Source organism: Delftia sp. WSY_22 (genome assembly GCF_043104185.1).
Lineage (GTDB): Bacteria > Pseudomonadota > Gammaproteobacteria > Burkholderiales > Burkholderiaceae_C > Comamonas > Comamonas tsuruhatensis.
The window spans coordinates 1-16,840 of the sequence record NZ_JBICKN010000059.1 but is presented as its reverse complement, the minus strand read 5'-3'; the positions used below and the strand labels follow the sequence as shown (position 1 = coordinate 16,840).

The following is a 16,840-nucleotide window of genomic DNA, read 5'->3' as shown; positions in this document are numbered from 1 at the left end:
TTGTGGTGGAAACGGGGTGATCGGTGAGTGTTGGGGGCTGGTCTGGATGGCTCAGCTGCGCTGGGCGAAGGACCAGGCCAGCTCGGCCATGGGCCGGGCGGTGTCGCCGGAGGCCTTGGCCTGGGCGCTGGAGGCCGTGCCGGCCTCCACGCGCTTGGCGATGCCCTGCAGGATGGCCGCGATGCGGAACATGTTGTAGGCCATGTAGAAGTTCCAGTCGGCGCGCAGCGTGTCCACGTCCTTGAGGCCCGTGCGCTCGCAGTAGCGGCGGATGTATTCCTCTTCGCCGGGAATGCCCAGGGCCGCCAGGTCCTTGCCTGCGATGCCCCGGCCCAGCGTGGCCGGGATGTGCCAGCTCATGCAGTGGTAGCTGAAGTCGGCCAGCGGGTGGCCCAGGGTGGACAGCTCCCAGTCCAGCACGGCGATGACGCGCGGCTCGGTGGGGTGGAACATCAGGTTGTCCAGGCGGAAGTCGCCGTGCACGATGGACACGCGCGAGGCATCCAGCGCGCTGGCCGGCATGTGGGCGGGCAGCCACTGCATGAGCTGGTCCATCTCGGGGATGGGCTGGGTGACCGAGGCCACGTACTGCTTGCTCCAGCGGCCGATCTGGCGCTCGAAGTAGTTGCCGCTCTTGCCGTAGTCGGCCAGGCCCTGGGCAGCGAAGTCCACGGTGTGCAGGGCCGAGATCACGCGGTTCATCTCGTCGTAGATGGTGGCGCGCTGGGCCGGCTCCATGCCGGGCAGGGACTGGTCCCAGAGCACGCGGCCTTCCATGCACTCCATGATGTAGAAGGCGCGGCCGATGATGGACTCGTCCTCGCACAGCGCATACATGTGGGGCACGGGCACGTCGGTGCCGGCCAGGCCCTTCATCACGCGGAACTCGCGCTCGATGGCATGGGCCGAGGGCAGCAGCTTGGCCACGGGGCCGGGCTTGGAGCGCATCACGTAGCTGCGACCCGGGGTGATCAGCTTGTAGGTGGGGTTGGACTGGCCGCCCTTGAACATCTCCACCTGCAGCGGGCCGGCAAAGCCCTGCACATGGCCCTGCATCCAGGCGGTGAGCGCGGGCACGTCGAATGCGTGCTGGTCGGAGACGGCGCGTGTGCCTACGAAATGGTCGAAAGTGCTCATGGGGCAGTCAGTCCTGTGATCGGTTCGAGAATCGGTTCAACAAACGGGAACAGCCGCGCAGCACGGGCGCGGCAAGGCACCGGCCGGCGCGAACGTCCGGTCGGTGAAGGAAAAGGCTGTGTGTGTGCGCGGCGCGGTGCGGGCCGCGCAGGTTCAGGCGTCGGGCGCGGCGATGCGCAGCAGCGTGTCGCGGTCGCAGACCACCAGGCCGCCCGGCTCGATGCGGATGGCGTTCTCGCGCTCCATGGCCTTGAGTTCCTGGTTCACGCGCTGGCGCGAGGCGCCCAGCAACTGCGCCAGTTCCTCCTGCGCCAGGTGCAGGCCGATGCGGATCTCGCTGCCATCCGACAGGCTGGTCACGCCATAGCTGCGCACCAGGTGCAGCAGCTGCTTGGCCAGGCGCGCGCGCAGCGGCAGGGTGTTGAGGTCCTCGACCAGGCCGTAGAGCTGGCGGATGCGCCGCGCATGCAGGCGCAGCATGGCTTCCGAGAACTCCACATGCATGGACAGGATTTTCTTGAAGTCGGTCTTGGACACGCACAGCAGCGTGGTCTCGCCGTGCGCATAGGCATCGTGCGTGCGCTTGTCCCCGTCCAGGATGGCCACGTCGCCGAACCAGATGCCCGGCTCCACGTAGTCCAGCGTGATCTGCTTGCCCGTGATCGAGGTCGAGCTCACGCGCACCGCACCCCGGGCGCAGGCGATCCATTCCTCGGGCGGTTCTCCGCGTGCGCAGATGAGCGTGCCATCTTTGAACCGTTTGACGTAAGCGCATCGAAGAATGTCGTGCCGAAGCGATGGAGAAAGTGATGAAAACCAGCGACCGGAATTGATCGCTTCACGTTCTTCGATGGTAAGAATCGGGTCGTCCATGGCCTGTCTTTTGCGTGACTGATGACGGTCACATTGTCGCGTGTGGGACCGCCGCGGCGCAGCATGCCGCCGGCGGGCCTGTCACTTCGGTGTCTGGGCCTGCCGAAAACGGGGCAGGGCGGCGAAAAAAAGGCGACCCGTCGTGCGTCGGGTCGCCGGCTTTGCAGGGCTTATGGCTCCTCGTGCGTGAGGCTCAGCCCCAGCGCGCCACGGCGGCGCAGCCAGGGGCTGGGGCGGTAGCGCGGATCGCCGTAGACGGTCTGCAGGTTGAACAGGACCTCCAGCATGTTGGTGGGCCCCCAGCGGTCGCCCATGGCCAGCGGGCCCATGGGATAGCCCAGGCCCAGGGTCACGGCCTTTTCCAGGTCGGCCGGGCTGCCGATGCCCTGCTGGCAGATGTCGCTGGCGATGTTGACGATGGAGCCCACCACGCGCTGCGTGACGAAGCCGCCGCTGTCGCGGATCACGCTCACGGCCTTGCCGTCGCTGGCAAAAAGCGCATGGGCGGCATCGCGCATGTCGGTGCGCGTGGCCGGCGTGGTTGCCAGCACGCGGCGGCGCGTGTCGGCGTCGGCGATCAGCATGTCGATGCCCATGGTGCGCGTGCAGTCCAGCCGCTCCACGGCAGCCACCGTGGTCACGTCCAGGCCCAGCGGCGCCACCAGGATCAAGGCCTGCTCGGTCGGTGCCTGCGCGGTTTCAATGCGCGCGCCCAGGCTCTTGAGCAATTGGTAGATCTCGTTGCGCCGGGCCGCGCGTGCCGACACCCAGACCGGTGGCAGCGTCTGCACCTGCGGCACGGCAGGCTCGGCAGGCTGCTCGGCGCGGCCTTCGGCATAGCGGTAAAAGCCCTGGCCGGTCTTGCGCCCCAGCAGGCCGGCCGCCACGCGCTGCGCGGCAATGGGGCTGGGGCGGTAGCGCGGCTCCTGGTAGTACTGGTGGTAGATGTGCTCCATCACGGCATGGGTGACATCCAGGCCGGTGAGATCCATCAGCTCGAACGGGCCGAGCTTGAAGCCCACCTGCTCGCGCAGGATGCGGTCGATGGTGGCGAAGTCGGCAATGCCTTCCTGCACGATGCGCAGCGCCTCGGTCACATAGCCGCGGCCCAGGTGGTTGACCAGGAAACCCGGCGTGTCCTGCGCGCGCACGGGCGTGTGGCCGAAGCTGCGCGCGAACTGCGCCAGCGTGGCGCAGGTGGCCTCGTCCGTGGCCAGGCCGCGCACGATCTCCACCACCTTCATCAGCGGCGCCGGGTTGAAGAAGTGAAAGCCGGCAAAGCGCTGCGGGTGCTCGAGCGCCGTGGCCAGCGTGGTGATGGACAGGGCCGAGGTATTGCTGGCGATGAGGGTCCCGGGCGCAACGATGGCCTCCAGCTCGCGCAGCAGCGCCTGCTTGGCATCCATGCGCTCGACGATGGCCTCGATCACCAGGTCGCAGTTCCTGAACGCATCGAGACCGTCCGCCACCGTCACCCGGGCCTTGCAATCTGCGGCCTGCTCACTTGTTATTTTTTGTTTCTTCTCAAGCAGGTCCCACAGCGCAAACAGCTGTTGCTGCGCTTGCGCGGCAGCGCCCGGGCGAGCGTCCTGCAGCAGCACGCCGGCGCCTGCCTGGGCGGCCAGCTGGGCAATGCCTTGCCCCATGATGCCTGCGCCTATCAATCCGACGTTCCTGATAGGAGAAATGTTGTTTTGGATCATGTACATAGAGGAGGTGTCCTACAGGTGTCTATGCAAAAATGCAAGCGTTCAAAGAAAGGCTGATGTGAGAATTTGTAGCACCATTCTCGGCGTCGCCCTGTCCTCCATGGCCTGGAACGCGTCCGCATTGTCGTTGGGCAGTCCCCGGGGCAACGTGGTGCTGGGCGCTCCGTTCGACCTGGTGGTGGGCTTGCAGCCCGATAGCGGAAATGACGCCGGCAGCTCCTGCGTGCGCGCCGAGCTGCTGGCCGGTGACAGGCCCATCGAATCCTCGCGTGTGCGCGTCAGCCCGACCACATCGGGCAAGGCCGTTCGTGTGCAGGCCAGCTACACGGTGGACGAGCCCGTGGTGACGCTCAAGCTCTGGGCCGGCTGCGAAGGCGGCGGCATCAGCCGCAGCTATACGCTGCTGGCGCAGCTGCCCGAGTCGGTGGATGCCACGGGCAATCAGCCCATCAATGTGCGGGAGCTGGCGGCAGCCCAGCCGGCGCTGGCGGCCGCGGGTGCCGGTGCACCAGGTGCTGCAGGTGCTGCAGGTGCAGCGGGTGCCGCTTCCGACCCATCTTCGACTTCCTCCCGCCCGGCCGCTGGCCGCAGCGCCCGGGCCGATTCCAGGCCCGCAGCGGTGCCCGTTGCCAAGGAACCGAAACCCCAGTCCAAGCCAAAGACACAGCCAAGGCCCCAGGCCAAACCCAAGGCGGCGGCCGAGAAATCGAGGCCGCCCGTGGGCGTGACCGCCCAGGCCCAGGCCGGGCAGTTGCAGGCGGGCCTGCGCATAGAACCGCGCCTGCGCATGGAGCCGGTGGAGGAATGGCTGGGCACGGGCGGCACCCCGGGCGCCGCTGGCGCAGCCGGAACACCCGGGACACCCGAGGGCGCCGCCGCATCTGCGGCTCCCATGTTCGATGCGGGCAGCGAGCAGCTGGCCGAGGCCAACAAGCGCGTGCAGGCGCTGGAGGCCGAAATGGCGGCCTTCAAGAAGCGCGACACCGCCGACCGTGGGCAACTGGCCCAGCTACGGGCCGAACTGGAGGCCATGCGCCAGGAGTCGGGCGGCTCGTCGTGGCTGTTCAATGCGCTGCTGCTGGCGCTGATCGCCGCCGTGGCCGTGATCGCATGGATGGCCTGGAAAATGCGCTCGGGCGCCTCGCTGTTCTCGCGCGAGCCGGATGCCTGGCGGGAATCGGTGGAGCGTTCGTCGCAGGACCCCGTGCCGTCGAGCCCGCCGCATTCGCACGATGACGGGATCAACACCCTGCCGCATTCCCTGGACCCCCATCGGCCCACGCGGCCCATGGCACCCAGCCTGCGTGAACACCGGCCTGCGCCGTCGCCGGATGATCGCCGTGGCCCGGATACCCTGGCCTCGCCCTATGTGCAGCGCGGCGCGCAGATGCGCCCTGGCGTGACGTACGAGCTGCATGAGGACGTGGACCCCGGCGATTTCGGCCCGGCCACCATTCCCGTGCCTGTGTCCGTGCAGGCCGAGCTGCCCGAGCCGGAGGGCGAGAAGACCGCAGCGCGCTCGCCTGCGCCCGAGGCCATCAAGGCCCGGCGCATGGTGCAGCCCGGCGAAATGTTCGACGTGCAGCAGCAGGCGGAATTCTTCATCTCGGTGGGCGAGCACCAGCAGGCCATCGAGCTGCTGCGCTCGCACATCGCCACGCATGAGGATTCCTCGCCGCTGGCCTATCTGGAGCTGCTGCACCTGTACTACACGCTGAGCCGCCGAGACGACTTCGACCAGCTGCGCGCCCGCTTTGCCAAGCATTTCAACGCCCGCGTGCCGGCCATGCCGGGCTTCACCGACAAGGGCAGCAGCCTGCTGCAGGGCTATCCCGAGCAGCTGGCACGCATCGAGGCGCTGTGGCCTGTGGACGAGGTCGAGGACTGCCTGGCGCACTACCTGTTCAAGCAGGACGGTGCACCCGACCCCGATGCGCCAGCCCCCTTCGACCTGGCCGCTTTCGATGACCTGCTGCTGCTGCTGTCCATCGCGCGCACCTCGCCCGCCGGAACGCGCGGCGAGCCCGGCCCGCGCGAGCGCACCACGCCGCGCATGGTGGCGGGCACGGCCGCAGCCGGCGCAGCCACGGCCGGCGCAGCCGTCCTCGCATCGGCCGCGGAACCCGCTCCCGCACCGGCCGCCGCTGCCGCCTTCATGGATGTGGATTGGATGGCCGAGCTGCAACCGTCTCCGGTAGAGGCCGCACCGCAGCAGGCTGCCTCTTCCCTGTCGCCGCAGGATCCGGGCCTGGAGTTCACGCCCATGGACACGCAGGCGCTGTCCACGGTCTCCGGTACAGCCGGTGAGAAGGCTGCCGACAGCCGCGCGCCGGACTCCCTGTCCGCGCCGCTGCAGTTTGAAATGCAGCCGCTGGACTTCGACCTGGATCAGGCAGGCCAGCTGCCTGCCGGCCAGGTGCGTGCCGTTCCGCTGAGCGAGACGCCGTCCTTCATCCACGATGCGGCGGCACCGCTGCTGGACATAGACCTCACCGCGCTGGGCGAGGATGAACTGCCCACGGTGGACGTGCCTTCGCGCTTTCCGCCCGTGGTGCTGTCGGCGCCCGGCTCAGGCCCCGTGGGCTTCAGCGAGCACAATCTCAAGGCGCCGCTGAGCATGGATCTGGCGCTGGAGAACTGGGAACTGCAACCGCCCGAAACCCTTCGCGATCACCGCGGCCTGGACGAGCCCTTGAGCCGCTCGGTGGACATGCTGCTGTCGCGCGAGACCGACCCGGCCTTTCGGACCACGCCACAGGCTCCGTCGCCGCAGGGTGACGGCAAGGAGCCGTCCAAGGACTGAGCCAGGTGCACATGCAAGAAAGGGAGCAGATGCTCCCTTTTTTGATGTGTGGTCCCGCAAAGGCTCAGTTCGCAGCCTGCATGCTGGCAAGCAACTGCTGCGCCGCCGCTTCCGGGTCCTCGGCATTGACCAGTGCCCGCACCACGGCCACCGAGCCCACGCCCGTGGCGCGCACGGCCGGGAACTGGTCGGCCGAGATGCCGCCGATGGCCACCAGCGGATAGCGCTGCATCAGGCGCACATAGGCGCCCAGGCGCGCCAGGCCCTGCGGAGCCGTGGCCATCTTCTTGAGCGTGGTGGGAAAGACGGCGCCCAGCGCGATGTAGCTGGGCTGCACGGCATGGGCGCGCACCATTTCGGCATAGCCATGCGTGCTCACGCCCAGGCGCAGGCCCGAGGCGTGGATGGCCTGCAGGTCGGCGCCGGCCAGCGCATCCAGGTCTTCCTGGCCCACATGCACGCCATAGGCGCCGGCATCGATGGCCTCGCGCCAGTGGTCGTTGATGAAGAGCAGGGCGCCCGTGCCTTCCACGGCGGCCACGGCGGCGCGCACTTCGCGGGCGATGGCGTCGCGGTCCTCGGACTTGAAGCGCAATTGCACGGTGGGCACACCGGCGCGGGCCATGCGGCCCACCCATTGCGCATCGGGCAGCACGCCGTACAGGCCCAGGGACCTTGGGCAGTCCGGGAAGGCCAGTGCGGGATCGGCGCCCTCCAGGCCGAAGTCGCGCGGATCGTCGGGCCATAGCGTGGCCTCGAAGCGGCCCCTGCGCAGCGTCTGCGCCTGCCAGGCGCAGGCCAGCGTCTCGGCGTCGATGGCGATGAAGCCCAGGGCGCTGCAGGCCTGCAGCGCCGCAAGATAGGCCGGCTCCTGGCGCTGTGCCTGCGGCACGGGCTGGGAGGGCAGGGCGGAGCCTTCAGGGGCGAAGGTGGCGCCGTGCAGGCGCACGATGGCGTCTGCCCAGGATTGGATCGAGTCGTTGCTCATGGCCGGTCTCCTCAGCCGTGGTGCCAGAACGGCGTGCCCAGCACGGGCGTGCTGGGCTGGGCGGCAGATTGCTCGGCCATGGCGCCGGCGCGATGGGCGGCGTGGCCGGCATTCACGGCATCGGCAAAGGCGCCGGCCATGGCGACGGGATCTTCGGACAGGGCCACGGCCGTGTTCAGCAGCACGGCGTCATAGCCCCACTCCATGACCTGGCAGGCATGGGACGGGCGGCCCAGGCCCGCATCCACGATCAGCGGCACCTTCAGGCGTTCGCGCAGCGTCTGCATGGCATAGGGGTTGACGGGGCCGCGGCCCGTGCCGATGGGCGCCGCCCAGGGCATGACGGCCTGGCAGCCCACATCCACCAGGCGCTGGCACAGCACCAGGTCCTCGGTGGTGTAGGGCAGGACCTGGAAGCCGTCCTTGATGAGGATGGAGGCGGCCTCGACCAGGTTCAGCGTGTCGGGCTGCAGGGTGTAGTCGTCGCCGATCAGCTCCAGCTTGATCCAGGGGGTCTCGAAGACTTCGCGTGCCATCTGGGCCGTGGTCACGGCTTCCTGCACGGTCATGCAGCCGGCCGTGTTGGGCAGCACGGGCACGGCCAGCTTCTTGAGCAATTCCCAGAAGCTGGCACCGGTCTCGGCGGCATTGCTGCCCTGGCGGCGCAGCGAGGCCGTGACCATGGCGGGGCGGGCACGCTGCACGGCAGCTTCCAGCACGGCGGGCGAGGGGTAGCGGGAGGTGCCCAGCAGCAGGCGGCTGTCAAAGCGCTGGCCGTACAGGACCAGGCTGTCGTCGGAGGAAGGGGCGGAAGTCGTCATGGCGTGAGGCAATGGGAGAGTCGGATGGGGCATCAGCCGCCGGTCACCGGCGAGATCACTTCGAGGCGGTCGCCGTCGTTCAGTGCCTGCTCGGCATAGCGGGCCTTGGGCACGAAGACGGTGTTGATGGCCACGGCAAAGGGCGGGCGCGGCGCAAGCTGGGCCAGCGCGTCGGCCACGGTGGCTCCGTCGCTCAGTTCGGTCGCTTGCTGGTTGATGGTGATGTTCATGGCGGCTGAGGGGAAACGAAAGGCGGGTACGGGGGCTTGTTCGATCTTAGGCAGGGCCGGTCTTGTCGGCCCTGCATGCATGTCCGGTCTGTTGTGCGTGAAAGTGCCGTGCGTGCCGTTCAGGCGGCTGCCTTGTGCTGCGATGGCGCATGCTCGACGGCAACATCGAAGCGGCGGGCCAGTTCGGAATCACCGCCGTCGAGCAGCTCCAGCACCACGTCCAGCATGGCCGGCGCGATCATGAAGCCATGGCGGTACAGGCCGTTGACCTCCATCACGCGCGGCGCGCTCCAGCGCACGGCCGGCAGATTGTCGGGCAGGGTGGGGCGGCACTGGGTGGCGATCTCGACGATGCGGCCCTCGGCAAAACCCGGATGCACGGTGTAGGCGGCGCTCAGCAGCTCCAGCGTGGAGCGCACGCTGGCCGGCGACATGTCGTCGGATTCGATCTCGGTAGCGCCGATGACGAAGAGGTGGTCCTCCTTGGGCGCAATGTAGATCGGATAGCGCGGATGGATCAGGCGCGTGGGCCGCTGCAGCGTGACCTCGGGCGCATGGATGCGCACCACCTCGCCGCGCACGCCGCGCAGCGCAGGCCACTGGCCGCGTGCGCCCAGGCCCCGGCAGTCCAGCACCCAGTCGGGCTGGCCCGGCGTGCCGGGACGGAAGTCGGCCAGCTCGCGCGGCTGGTTCCAGTGCTGCTCCACGCCCAGGCGGGTCAGCGTGGCGTGGAGCGCGGCCAGCAGCTGGCGGTTGTCCAGCTGGCCTTCGCCCTGCAGGTACATGGCCTGGGCAAAGCGCCGCTCAAGCGCGGGCTCGCAGTCGTGCAGGGCCTGGTCGGCCAGCGGCTGCAGCGCGGGAAGGCTGGGGTTGATGCGGCGGTTTTTCTCCAGCAGGCCGAAAAAGCGCTGGGCATCGCCCGCGTCCTGGCGGTGCCAGAGGATGAGGGTGCCGTTTTGCTGGAAGAACACGGGCGCATCGAGCTGGGCCAGCAGTTCGGGCCAGCGCGTCAGGCCGTGCTGGCCCATGCGCACCACGCCGGGCTCGGTGATGGCCGATTCGGCCAGGGGCGCGAGCATGGCGGCGGCCACGCGGGCCGCTGCGCCATCGCCTTCGGGGCCGTGGGCGTCATATACGGCAATGCCGTGGCCGCGACGGGCCAGCGCCAATGCCAGCAGCCGGCCCATGAGGCCGCCGCCCAGAATGGCGATGCGGGAAGAAGCTTGTAGAACGGACATGTGCATCTGGTGGTCAAGTGCGCCCATGCCCGTGGGACTGCCGGCCGGCTGTCCGCGCACAGGGCATGTGCTGGACAAAACGCGGCGTACCACCCCGATTGATTGAAACTCCCCACGCCAGCATGACCTGGATCGGGTGCAGGGGCGCTGCGCGGCAAGGTGCCTGTGGTGCAGGCTTGTGCGGCAGGGGGCTGGTCGCCCCGGGGCCCCAGGGTGTTTCTCAGTCACGCATCGGCGAGGCGGGCCAGGCCCTGTTTCACCGACGGGACACCCCTGTTTCGTCCGTCAGCAGGCATTACAGCACATCCCGCAGCTGCCGGTATTGACCATGCGCATGGGTGATAATTTTCGCCCATGACTGCCGACCACTCCCCTTCGACCGCCGCATCCCCCGAACCGGCTCCCGCCGCGCGCAAGCGCTATGCCCGCGTGCTCATCATCGCGGGCTCCGACAGCGGCGGCGGCGCCGGCATACAGGCCGACCTCAAGACCTGCAGCGCCCTGGGCTGCTACGGCATGACGGCCATCACGGCCATCACCGTGCAGAACACGCTGGGCGTCAGCGGCATCCACGGCATTCCCGTGGACATACTGCGCGGCCAGATCGATGCCGTGGTCGAGGACATCGGCGCCGACGCCGTCAAGATCGGCATGCTGGCCACGCCCGAGGTGGTGCAGGTGGTGGCCGATGCCATCCGCCGCCACCAGCTGCGCAACGTGGTGCTCGACCCCGTGATGGTGGCCACCAGCGGCGACCGGCTGATCGCCCCGGAAACCGCCTCCGTGCTGGTGCGCGAACTGTTCCCCCTGGCCACCGTGGTCACGCCCAATCTGGACGAGGCAGCGCTGCTGCTGGGCCACTCCATTGACGGCATAGACGCACTGGACGGCGCCGTGCAGGAACTGCTGGCGCTGGGCGCGCCGGCCGCATTGCTCAAGGGCGGGCACTTGTCGGGCGATCTGGTGGTGGACCTGCTGGGCCATGGCAACGGCCAGCGGCTGCGCCTGCAGTCGCAGCGCATTGCCACGCACAACGGACACGGCACGGGCTGCACGCTGTCTTCGGCGATTGCCTCGCACCTGGCGCTGGGCCTGCCGCTGGAGACGGCCGTGGCCCAGGCGCGCGAGTACATCCTGGGCGCGATTGCGGCCGGTGCCGATGTGTTCACGGGCGCCGGCCACGGTCCGCTGAACCACGGCTATGCGCCGCGCGCGCAGGTCGTGGTCAACGGCTGAACGTCCAGCCAGACGTCCAGGTAATCAGCCCAGGTCACCAGCCCCAGGTCAGGCTGCGCGCCACCCAGCCCTTTTGGCCGTTGTCGCGCTGGACATGGGCCCAGGAGCCCTGCTTCTTGAGCGTGCGCACCACCTCCAGCTCAGCCAGCTTGCCCACCACGCGGTGTTTCTGGCCCGGGCCTGCGCGCAGATTGGCGGTGCGCCCGGTCACCACCATGTGCGGGGTCTTGCCGGTCAGCGGCGCATGCACCCAGCCCAGCGTGCTCTCGTTGTCCCTGACGCGCAGCCACTGGCCCTTGCGCTGCACCACCTGCAGCGGATAGCCCTTGCCCAGTTCCCACAGCGTGGCCGAGCGCGTGGTGGGCTGCTGCCGCACATTGACGCTGGCGCCCTTGACGCTGACGAACTCGCGCGCATGGGCGGCGGCCGGGGCCAGGGTGGTGGTGAGGACGGCGAGGGCGGTGGCGGCTGTGGCCAGCCAGCGGGCGGCACGGCTTTTGTTGCAAGACACGGGAACAGGTCTCCTTTCGTTTGAGAAAGGCTGGCGCGCGGAGACTTTCCGGCGCGAGCCCGGGGAAAGCGCGTGGGATCAGGCGATGTAGCTATAGTTCCTGAATGAAACTGACGTGCGACGCCCCGGCTTCATGCGCAACCGGGCAAGCTTGCCTTACGCTTGCCGCACAACCGTGTTTTCCAGGAGGGCTTGTATGCACCATGCTGTTTCCCGATCCGGCGCCCATGTCCGGCACGCTGCAATCCTGACGGCCTGTCTTGCCGCGGGACTGGCGGATGCGCAGGGACCAGAGACGCAGGCGCAGGAGGCGCAGGAGGCGCAGGCTGTGGCCACAGCCGCCGAGGGCCGCGATGCGGCCAGGGCGCAGGAGGGTGCGGTGAATCGCCCGGAATTCGGCCCCGCGCTGCTGGCGGCCGCCCAGGCCGGCGAGGCGCTGCAGGTACGCGACTGGCTCAAGCGCGGCGCACCTGTCGATGTGCGTGACCGGCAGGGCAATACGCCGCTGCTGCTGGCCGTGCGCGGCAACCATGTCGAGGTCGCGCGCTCGCTGCTGGTCCATGGGGCCAACCCCAATCTCAAGAATGACCTGCAGGACAGTGCCTATCTGCTGGCCGGTGCCCTGGGCCGCCTGGAGATACTGCGCATGACGCTGTCGTACGGCGCCGATCTGCAAAGCACCAACCGCTACGGCGGCACGGCGCTGATCCCGGCCTGCGAGCGCGGCCACGTCGATACCGTGCAGGCCCTGCTGGCCGCAGGTGTACGGGCCGACCATGTGAACCGGCTGGGCTGGACCTGCCTGCTCGAAGCCGTTTTGCTGGGCGACGGAGGCCCGCGCTACCAGGACATCGTCCGCCAGCTGATCGCGGCCAGGGCCGATCTCAATCTGCCCGACAAGGATGGCGTGACCGCCGTCGTCCACGCCCGACAGCGCAGCCAGCATGAGGTGGAGCGCCTGCTGCAGGAGGCTGGAGCGCGCTGATCGGCGCAAGTGAAAACAAGTGAAAACGCCTGAAACCAGGGGTGATGCGCCAGATTCAGACGGGTCTGATTGCTTTGGAAAGGCTGCGTTGCAAATGATTCTCATTTTCAACGTGGATCTTTGCCATGCGCACAGCACATTTGCTATCTCGACCCTTCGTCTCCGGCCCCCAGTCGTGCCTTTTTTCGGTGTTCGCTGCGGCGCTGGTCACGCCCGCTTATGCGCAGGACGCCACTGCCGATGAGCGTCAGGTGCAGTTGGCGCCCTTGACCGTCTCCGGGCAGCGCTCCACCGGCTCGCGCACCGAGGCATCCGAATCGGCCAAATACGCCAAGCCGCTGCTGGATGTGCCGCAGACCATCACCGTGGTGCCCGGGCAGGTGCTGCAGGAGCAAAACGCCCTGAGCCTGCAGCAGGCGCTGTCCAATGTATCCGGCATCACCTTCAATGCGGGCGAGGGCGGTGCAGGCTCGGGCGACAGCATCAACATCCGCGGCTTCAGCGCCAACGCCAACCTGCAGATCGACGGGCTGCGCGACAGCGGGCAGAAGAGCCGAAGCGATCTCTTCAACACGCAATCCGTCGAGGTCATCAAGGGACCCAACTCGGTCTTCGGCGGCGCGGGCACCTCGGGCGGCAGCATCAACATGATCAGCAAGCAGCCCAAGGCCCATGACTTCACCGAGGCCGACGCAGGCCTGGGCACGGCCAGCTACCGGCGCGTCACGCTCGACGCCAACAGGGTGCTGGCTGGCGGCAAGGCTGCCATGCGCCTGAACCTCATGGGCCATGACAGCGACGTGGCCGGGCGCGACACCATCTTCAAGCGGCGCTGGGGCGTGGCGCCCTCGCTGGCCCTGGGGCTGAATTCGCCCACGCGCCTGACCCTCGGCTTCTTCCATCAGAGCGATGACAATCTTCCCGACTATGGCGTGCCGGCCTTTCGCGGCAAGATGCTCGATGGCGTCTCGCGCAATGCCTATTTCGGCTGGCGCAACCTTGATCGGGAAAAGATCGGCCAGGATGCCCTGACCGCGAAGATCGAGCATGACTTCGCCTCGGGCGCCAAGCTGCAGAACCTCTCGCGCTACTCGCGGCTGAGCCGCGATACCGTGATCTCGGCCTCGCATGTCGATCTGAGGGGCATGCAGCCTGGCTACTACCGGCCCGCAGGTCCGCAGGCCTATGGCCGCGATGCGGCCACCACCTTGTGGATCAACCAGACCAACCTGACCCAGCGCTTCGACACAGGCGTGCTGGGGCATACGCTGGTCACGGGCTTCGAGATCGCACGCGAGACCTATGACCGCACCACCTCTTCCTACAACATCAACCGGCAGTTCCCGGCCGGCGGCTATCCGCTGGCCCGTCCGCCCGGATACTGGACGGGCACCACGGATCTGCAAAACAGCGGAAGGAACGAAACCCGCCTGGACACCCGCGCGCTGTATGCCACCGACTCCATTGCGCTGGGTCCGCGCTGGGATCTGAACCTGGGCCTGCGCTATGACTGGATCGACGGGCGCTCCAACGCCACAACGGCCGCTGGCGTGCGCACCTCGGTGGACAGTTCCGACGGCCGGCTCAGCGGCCGCACGGCCCTGAGCTTCAAGCCCGCCGACAACGGCCGCATCTACCTAGCCTATGGCACGGCCTTCAACCCCTCCGCGGAATTCCTGGTCTCCAATGGTTCCGGCCTGGATGCGGCCACGGCCTCGCTGGCGCCCGAGAAGAACACCAGCCTGGAGCTGGGAACCAAGTGGGATGTGCGGGACCGCCAGCTGGCGCTGACAGCCGCGCTGTTCCAGGTGGACAAGACCAATGCCCGAGAGCAGATGGCCGATGGCAGCTATCTGCTGGCAGGTGAGCAGCGCGTGCGCGGGCTGGAACTCGGGGCTGCAGGCAAGGTGACTCCGCAATGGGACCTCTTCGCCAACTACACCTTCATGGCCAGTAAGACCCTCAAGTCATTGAACGAGCCTGCGCGTGTGGGCCAGGCGCTGGGCAATACGCCGCGCCATTCGCTGAACCTGTGGACCACCTATGCATTGCCCCAAGGCTGGACGGTGGGCTATGGGGTGCGCTTCGTGGGCACGCGCAATGTCACCTCGGCAGGCGATGGGAAGCTCTCTGCCTATTGGGTGCACAGCGCCATGGTCGGCTATGAACTCAACCGGCAATGGAAGCTCAGGCTCAATCTCGAAAACATCGGCAACAAGGCCTATGTGGCCGGCGTGCGCCAGCGCCTGGGCGAGCAGTCGCGTTCTTCGGCCGTGGAGTACGGAGAGGGTCGCACGGTCAGATTGACCGCGCTCTACCAGTTCTGAGAAGCACGATGGCCTGGTTTCCGGTGCCGTGGACGCCGGGACAGGATGAATCAGGCTTGAATCGGGCTGCCCCCAGGGGCAGCTTTTTTCTTTGGCGGCCACCTTGCCTGGGGCAAAAAAAGAGCCCGCACAAGGCGGGCTGGTGATGGTCAGGCCGACGGCAAAAACCGCCGACACGCAAGCATCTTACTGGATCTTGGCCTTTTCGCGCAGCGATTCCTGGAATTGCGCCAGCTTTTGCTGTTGCAGCTGCTGCACGATCTGGGGCTTGACTTCCTCGAACTTGGGCAGTTCGGCCTGGCGCACGTCGTCCTGGCGGATGATGTGGTAGCCGAACTGGCTCTTGACCGGCTCCTGGGTCATGCCGCCCTTTTCGAGCTTGATCAGGGCTTCGGAGAACTCGGGCACGTAGTTGCCGGGGTTGGCCCAGTCGAGGTCACCGCCACGGGCGCCGGATCCGGGGTCCTTGGACTCCTTCTTGGCGATGTCTTCGAACTTCTTGCCGGCCTTGATCTCGGCAATGATGGCCTTGGCGCGGTCTTCCGACTCGACCAGGATGTGGCTGGCCTTGTATTCCTTGCCGCTGTTGGCAGCGACGGCCTTGTCGTACTCGGCCTTGGCTTCGGCGTCGGTCACGGGGTTCTTCTTCTGGAAGTCTTCGAACAGCGAGCGGATCAGGATGGTCTGGCGGGCCAGTTCCATCTGCTGCTTGTAGGCTTCGCTGTTGGCCAGGCCGCGCTTGTTGGCTTCCTGCATGAAGATCTCGCGGGCGATGACTTCTTCCTTGATCTGCCCTTCCATCTCGGGCGTGACGGGGCGGCCGCTTTGCTCGATCTGCTGCTTGAGCACTTCGGCGCGTGCCTTGGGCACAGCCTTGCCGTTGACGACGGCGATGTTCTGGGCCGAGGCGGACAGGGCTGCGGTGCTCAGCACGGCGGCAGTCACCAGGCTGGTCAGAAGCTGTTTTTTCATGCGAATTCCAGAGATGAAGGAAAAATTGATTCTATAGCGTGGATACGCAACAGGCTCCGAATCTTCGGAGCCTGTAAAAGTTCAAAGAACCTCGATGGCGATGGCGTGAGCGCCCTGGTCAATGAATTCTTGCAGCGCATCATACACAAGGCGGTGGCGTGCCACGCGCGGCTTGCCTTGAAACAAAGGTGACGCAATGCGCACGCGGAAATGCGTGCCGAAGCCGGTGCCGTTGGCTCCCACATGGCCGGCGTGCTGGTGGCTTTCGTCGATCACTTCCAGGTGATCGGGGGCGAGGCGCTCGCGCAGCACGGCCTGCATGGCTTCGGCGGTGATGGGCAGTGGATGGGCGGGTGCGCTCATGGCTGCTTGTCCTGTTGCACGCCGGACGGGGGCAGGGCGTCGGGCGTGGCGGCGGCTGCCTCGCCCTTGTCTTCCTGCATGAAGCGGCTCATGTAGATGGCCTGTCCGATCACGAAGACCAGCATCAGCCCCATGCCGCCGAACAGCTTGAAGTTGACCCAGGTGTCGGTGTCGAAGCGGTAGGCGATGACCAGGTTGAGCGCGCCCATCACCGCGAAGAAGGCTGCCCAGCTCCAGTTCATGGTGCGCCAGGCGTTGTCCGGCAGTTGCAGTTGCGCGCCCATGACGGAGCGCAGCAGGTTCTTGCGAAATACCAGCTGGCCAATCACCAGGGCGCCGCCCATGAGCCAGTACAGCACCGTGGGCTTCCACTTGATGAAGGTGTCGTTGTGGGCGAGCAAGGTGGCGCCGCCGAACAGCACGATCACGCCCAGGCTGACCCATTGCATGGGCTCGACCTTGCCATGGCGCACGCGCAGGTAGGCGATCTGCGCGATGGTGGCGACGATGGCCACGGCCGTGGCCGTGTAGATGCCCCAGACCTTGAAGGCGACGAAGAACAGGATGATGGGGAAAAAGTCGATCAGTAACTTCATTGGAAGATTTCGATGGGCTTGGAGTCAGGCATGGTGCCTGAGCGCTTGGCA

15 protein-coding genes are annotated in these 16,840 nt (G+C 67.4%); 4 read left to right on the top strand and 11 right to left on the bottom strand.

Annotated elements, in window-relative coordinates; genetic code table 11:
• Positions 1 to 51: 51 nt before the first annotated feature.
• The 3 genes from ACF8NF_RS25790 to ACF8NF_RS25780 form a co-directional block, all read right to left on the bottom strand.
• On the bottom strand, positions 52 to 1,137 hold the full coding sequence (locus ACF8NF_RS25790) for a phosphotransferase (protein WP_046238236.1): 1,086 nt from the start codon (positions 1,135 to 1,137) through the stop codon (positions 52 to 54).
• 153 nt (positions 1,138 to 1,290) lie between these two features.
• Positions 1,291 to 2,010 (bottom strand): Crp/Fnr family transcriptional regulator, encoded by a 720-nt coding sequence (locus tag ACF8NF_RS25785; RefSeq protein WP_012205125.1) that lies wholly within the window; start codon positions 2,008 to 2,010, stop codon positions 1,291 to 1,293.
• Between the two features lie 170 nt (positions 2,011 to 2,180).
• Positions 2,181 to 3,719, bottom strand: coding sequence for a 3-hydroxyacyl-CoA dehydrogenase (locus ACF8NF_RS25780; protein WP_046986449.1), 1,539 nt, complete (start codon positions 3,717 to 3,719; stop codon positions 2,181 to 2,183).
• Positions 3,720 to 3,840: 121 nt separating this feature from the next.
• On the opposite strand from ACF8NF_RS25780, the gene ACF8NF_RS25775 reads away from it, so the two are divergent.
• Positions 3,841 to 6,522 (top strand): FimV family protein, encoded by a 2,682-nt coding sequence (locus ACF8NF_RS25775; protein WP_227468587.1) that lies wholly within the window; start codon positions 3,841 to 3,843, stop codon positions 6,520 to 6,522.
• A 64-nt stretch (positions 6,523 to 6,586) separates the two neighbouring features.
• Here the strand turns inward: ACF8NF_RS25775 and thiE are convergent, their stop codons facing one another.
• From thiE to ACF8NF_RS25755, 4 genes are all read right to left on the bottom strand, one after another.
• Complete coding sequence (thiE, locus tag ACF8NF_RS25770) at positions 6,587 to 7,510, bottom strand: thiamine phosphate synthase (protein ID WP_392451522.1); 924 nt, start codon at positions 7,508 to 7,510, stop codon at positions 6,587 to 6,589.
• Positions 7,511 to 7,521: 11 nt separating this feature from the next.
• Positions 7,522 to 8,331 (bottom strand): thiazole synthase, encoded by an 810-nt coding sequence (locus ACF8NF_RS25765; protein ID WP_016452920.1) that lies wholly within the window; start codon positions 8,329 to 8,331, stop codon positions 7,522 to 7,524.
• A 32-nt stretch (positions 8,332 to 8,363) separates the two neighbouring features.
• Positions 8,364 to 8,561 carry a sulfur carrier protein ThiS gene (gene thiS / locus ACF8NF_RS25760; protein WP_012205130.1) on the bottom strand — a complete coding sequence of 66 codons (198 nt, stop codon included), beginning with the start codon at positions 8,559 to 8,561 and terminating at the stop codon, positions 8,364 to 8,366.
• A 119-nt stretch (positions 8,562 to 8,680) separates the two neighbouring features.
• Entirely contained in the window at positions 8,681 to 9,799 is a 1,119-nt protein-coding gene (locus ACF8NF_RS25755) for an FAD-dependent oxidoreductase (protein ID WP_392451521.1), read from the bottom strand.
• A gap of 354 nt (positions 9,800 to 10,153) precedes the next feature.
• On the opposite strand from ACF8NF_RS25755, the gene thiD reads away from it, so the two are divergent.
• Positions 10,154 to 11,035 carry a bifunctional hydroxymethylpyrimidine kinase/phosphomethylpyrimidine kinase gene (gene thiD / locus ACF8NF_RS25750; RefSeq protein WP_126312205.1) on the top strand — a complete coding sequence of 294 codons (882 nt, stop codon included), beginning with the start codon at positions 10,154 to 10,156 and terminating at the stop codon, positions 11,033 to 11,035.
• A 34-nt stretch (positions 11,036 to 11,069) separates the two neighbouring features.
• On the opposite strand, the gene ACF8NF_RS25745 is transcribed toward thiD, so the two are convergent.
• Positions 11,070 to 11,546 carry an SH3 domain-containing protein gene (locus ACF8NF_RS25745; RefSeq protein WP_154834517.1) on the bottom strand — a complete coding sequence of 159 codons (477 nt, stop codon included), beginning with the start codon at positions 11,544 to 11,546 and terminating at the stop codon, positions 11,070 to 11,072.
• A 196-nt stretch (positions 11,547 to 11,742) separates the two neighbouring features.
• Between ACF8NF_RS25745 and ACF8NF_RS25740 the strand changes: the two genes are divergently transcribed.
• Both ACF8NF_RS25740 and ACF8NF_RS25735 read left to right on the top strand, forming a co-directional pair.
• Positions 11,743 to 12,531, top strand: a complete 789-nt coding sequence (locus ACF8NF_RS25740) for an ankyrin repeat domain-containing protein (RefSeq protein WP_209800591.1) — start codon at positions 11,743 to 11,745, stop codon at positions 12,529 to 12,531.
• Between the two features lie 125 nt (positions 12,532 to 12,656).
• Positions 12,657 to 14,858 carry a TonB-dependent siderophore receptor gene (locus ACF8NF_RS25735; protein WP_209800594.1) on the top strand — a complete coding sequence of 734 codons (2,202 nt, stop codon included), beginning with the start codon at positions 12,657 to 12,659 and terminating at the stop codon, positions 14,856 to 14,858.
• A gap of 186 nt (positions 14,859 to 15,044) precedes the next feature.
• Here ACF8NF_RS25735 and ACF8NF_RS25730 read toward each other — a convergent pair whose 3' ends face one another.
• The 3 genes from ACF8NF_RS25730 to ACF8NF_RS25720 all read right to left on the bottom strand — a co-directional run bounded on the left by ACF8NF_RS25730 (position 15,045) and on the right by ACF8NF_RS25720 (position 16,789).
• Entirely contained in the window at positions 15,045 to 15,830 is a 786-nt protein-coding gene (locus tag ACF8NF_RS25730) for a peptidylprolyl isomerase (protein WP_016446742.1), read from the bottom strand.
• Positions 15,831 to 15,911: 81 nt separating this feature from the next.
• Positions 15,912 to 16,193 carry a BolA family transcriptional regulator gene (locus ACF8NF_RS25725; RefSeq protein WP_013802780.1) on the bottom strand — a complete coding sequence of 94 codons (282 nt, stop codon included), beginning with the start codon at positions 16,191 to 16,193 and terminating at the stop codon, positions 15,912 to 15,914.
• Complete coding sequence (locus tag ACF8NF_RS25720; protein WP_017406454.1) at positions 16,190 to 16,789, bottom strand: septation protein A; 600 nt, start codon at positions 16,787 to 16,789, stop codon at positions 16,190 to 16,192. The genes ACF8NF_RS25725 and ACF8NF_RS25720 overlap by 4 nt, the downstream gene beginning before the upstream one ends.
• Positions 16,790 to 16,840 lie beyond the last annotated feature (51 nt).

Coding starts and splice junctions, on each gene's coding strand:
- ACF8NF_RS25790 (WP_046238236.1), bottom strand. CDS start 1,137: ATGAGCACTTTCGACCATTTCGTAGGCACACGCGCCGTCTCCGACCAG.
- ACF8NF_RS25785 (WP_012205125.1), bottom strand. CDS start 2,010: ATGGACGACCCGATTCTTACCATCGAAGAACGTGAAGCGATCAATTCC.
- ACF8NF_RS25780 (WP_046986449.1), bottom strand. CDS start 3,719: ATGTACATGATCCAAAACAACATTTCTCCTATCAGGAACGTCGGATTG.
- thiE (WP_392451522.1), bottom strand. CDS start 7,510: ATGAGCAACGACTCGATCCAATCCTGGGCAGACGCCATCGTGCGCCTG.
- ACF8NF_RS25765 (WP_016452920.1), bottom strand. CDS start 8,331: ATGACGACTTCCGCCCCTTCCTCCGACGACAGCCTGGTCCTGTACGGC.
- thiS (WP_012205130.1), bottom strand. CDS start 8,561: ATGAACATCACCATCAACCAGCAAGCGACCGAACTGAGCGACGGAGCC.
- ACF8NF_RS25755 (WP_392451521.1), bottom strand. CDS start 9,799: ATGTCCGTTCTACAAGCTTCTTCCCGCATCGCCATTCTGGGCGGCGGC.
- thiD (WP_126312205.1), top strand. CDS start 10,154: ATGACTGCCGACCACTCCCCTTCGACCGCCGCATCCCCCGAACCGGCT.
- ACF8NF_RS25740 (WP_209800591.1), top strand. CDS start 11,743: ATGCACCATGCTGTTTCCCGATCCGGCGCCCATGTCCGGCACGCTGCA.
- ACF8NF_RS25735 (WP_209800594.1), top strand. CDS start 12,657: ATGCGCACAGCACATTTGCTATCTCGACCCTTCGTCTCCGGCCCCCAG.
- ACF8NF_RS25730 (WP_016446742.1), bottom strand. CDS start 15,830: ATGAAAAAACAGCTTCTGACCAGCCTGGTGACTGCCGCCGTGCTGAGC.
- ACF8NF_RS25725 (WP_013802780.1), bottom strand. CDS start 16,193: ATGAGCGCACCCGCCCATCCACTGCCCATCACCGCCGAAGCCATGCAG.
- ACF8NF_RS25720 (WP_017406454.1), bottom strand. CDS start 16,789: ATGAAGTTACTGATCGACTTTTTCCCCATCATCCTGTTCTTCGTCGCC.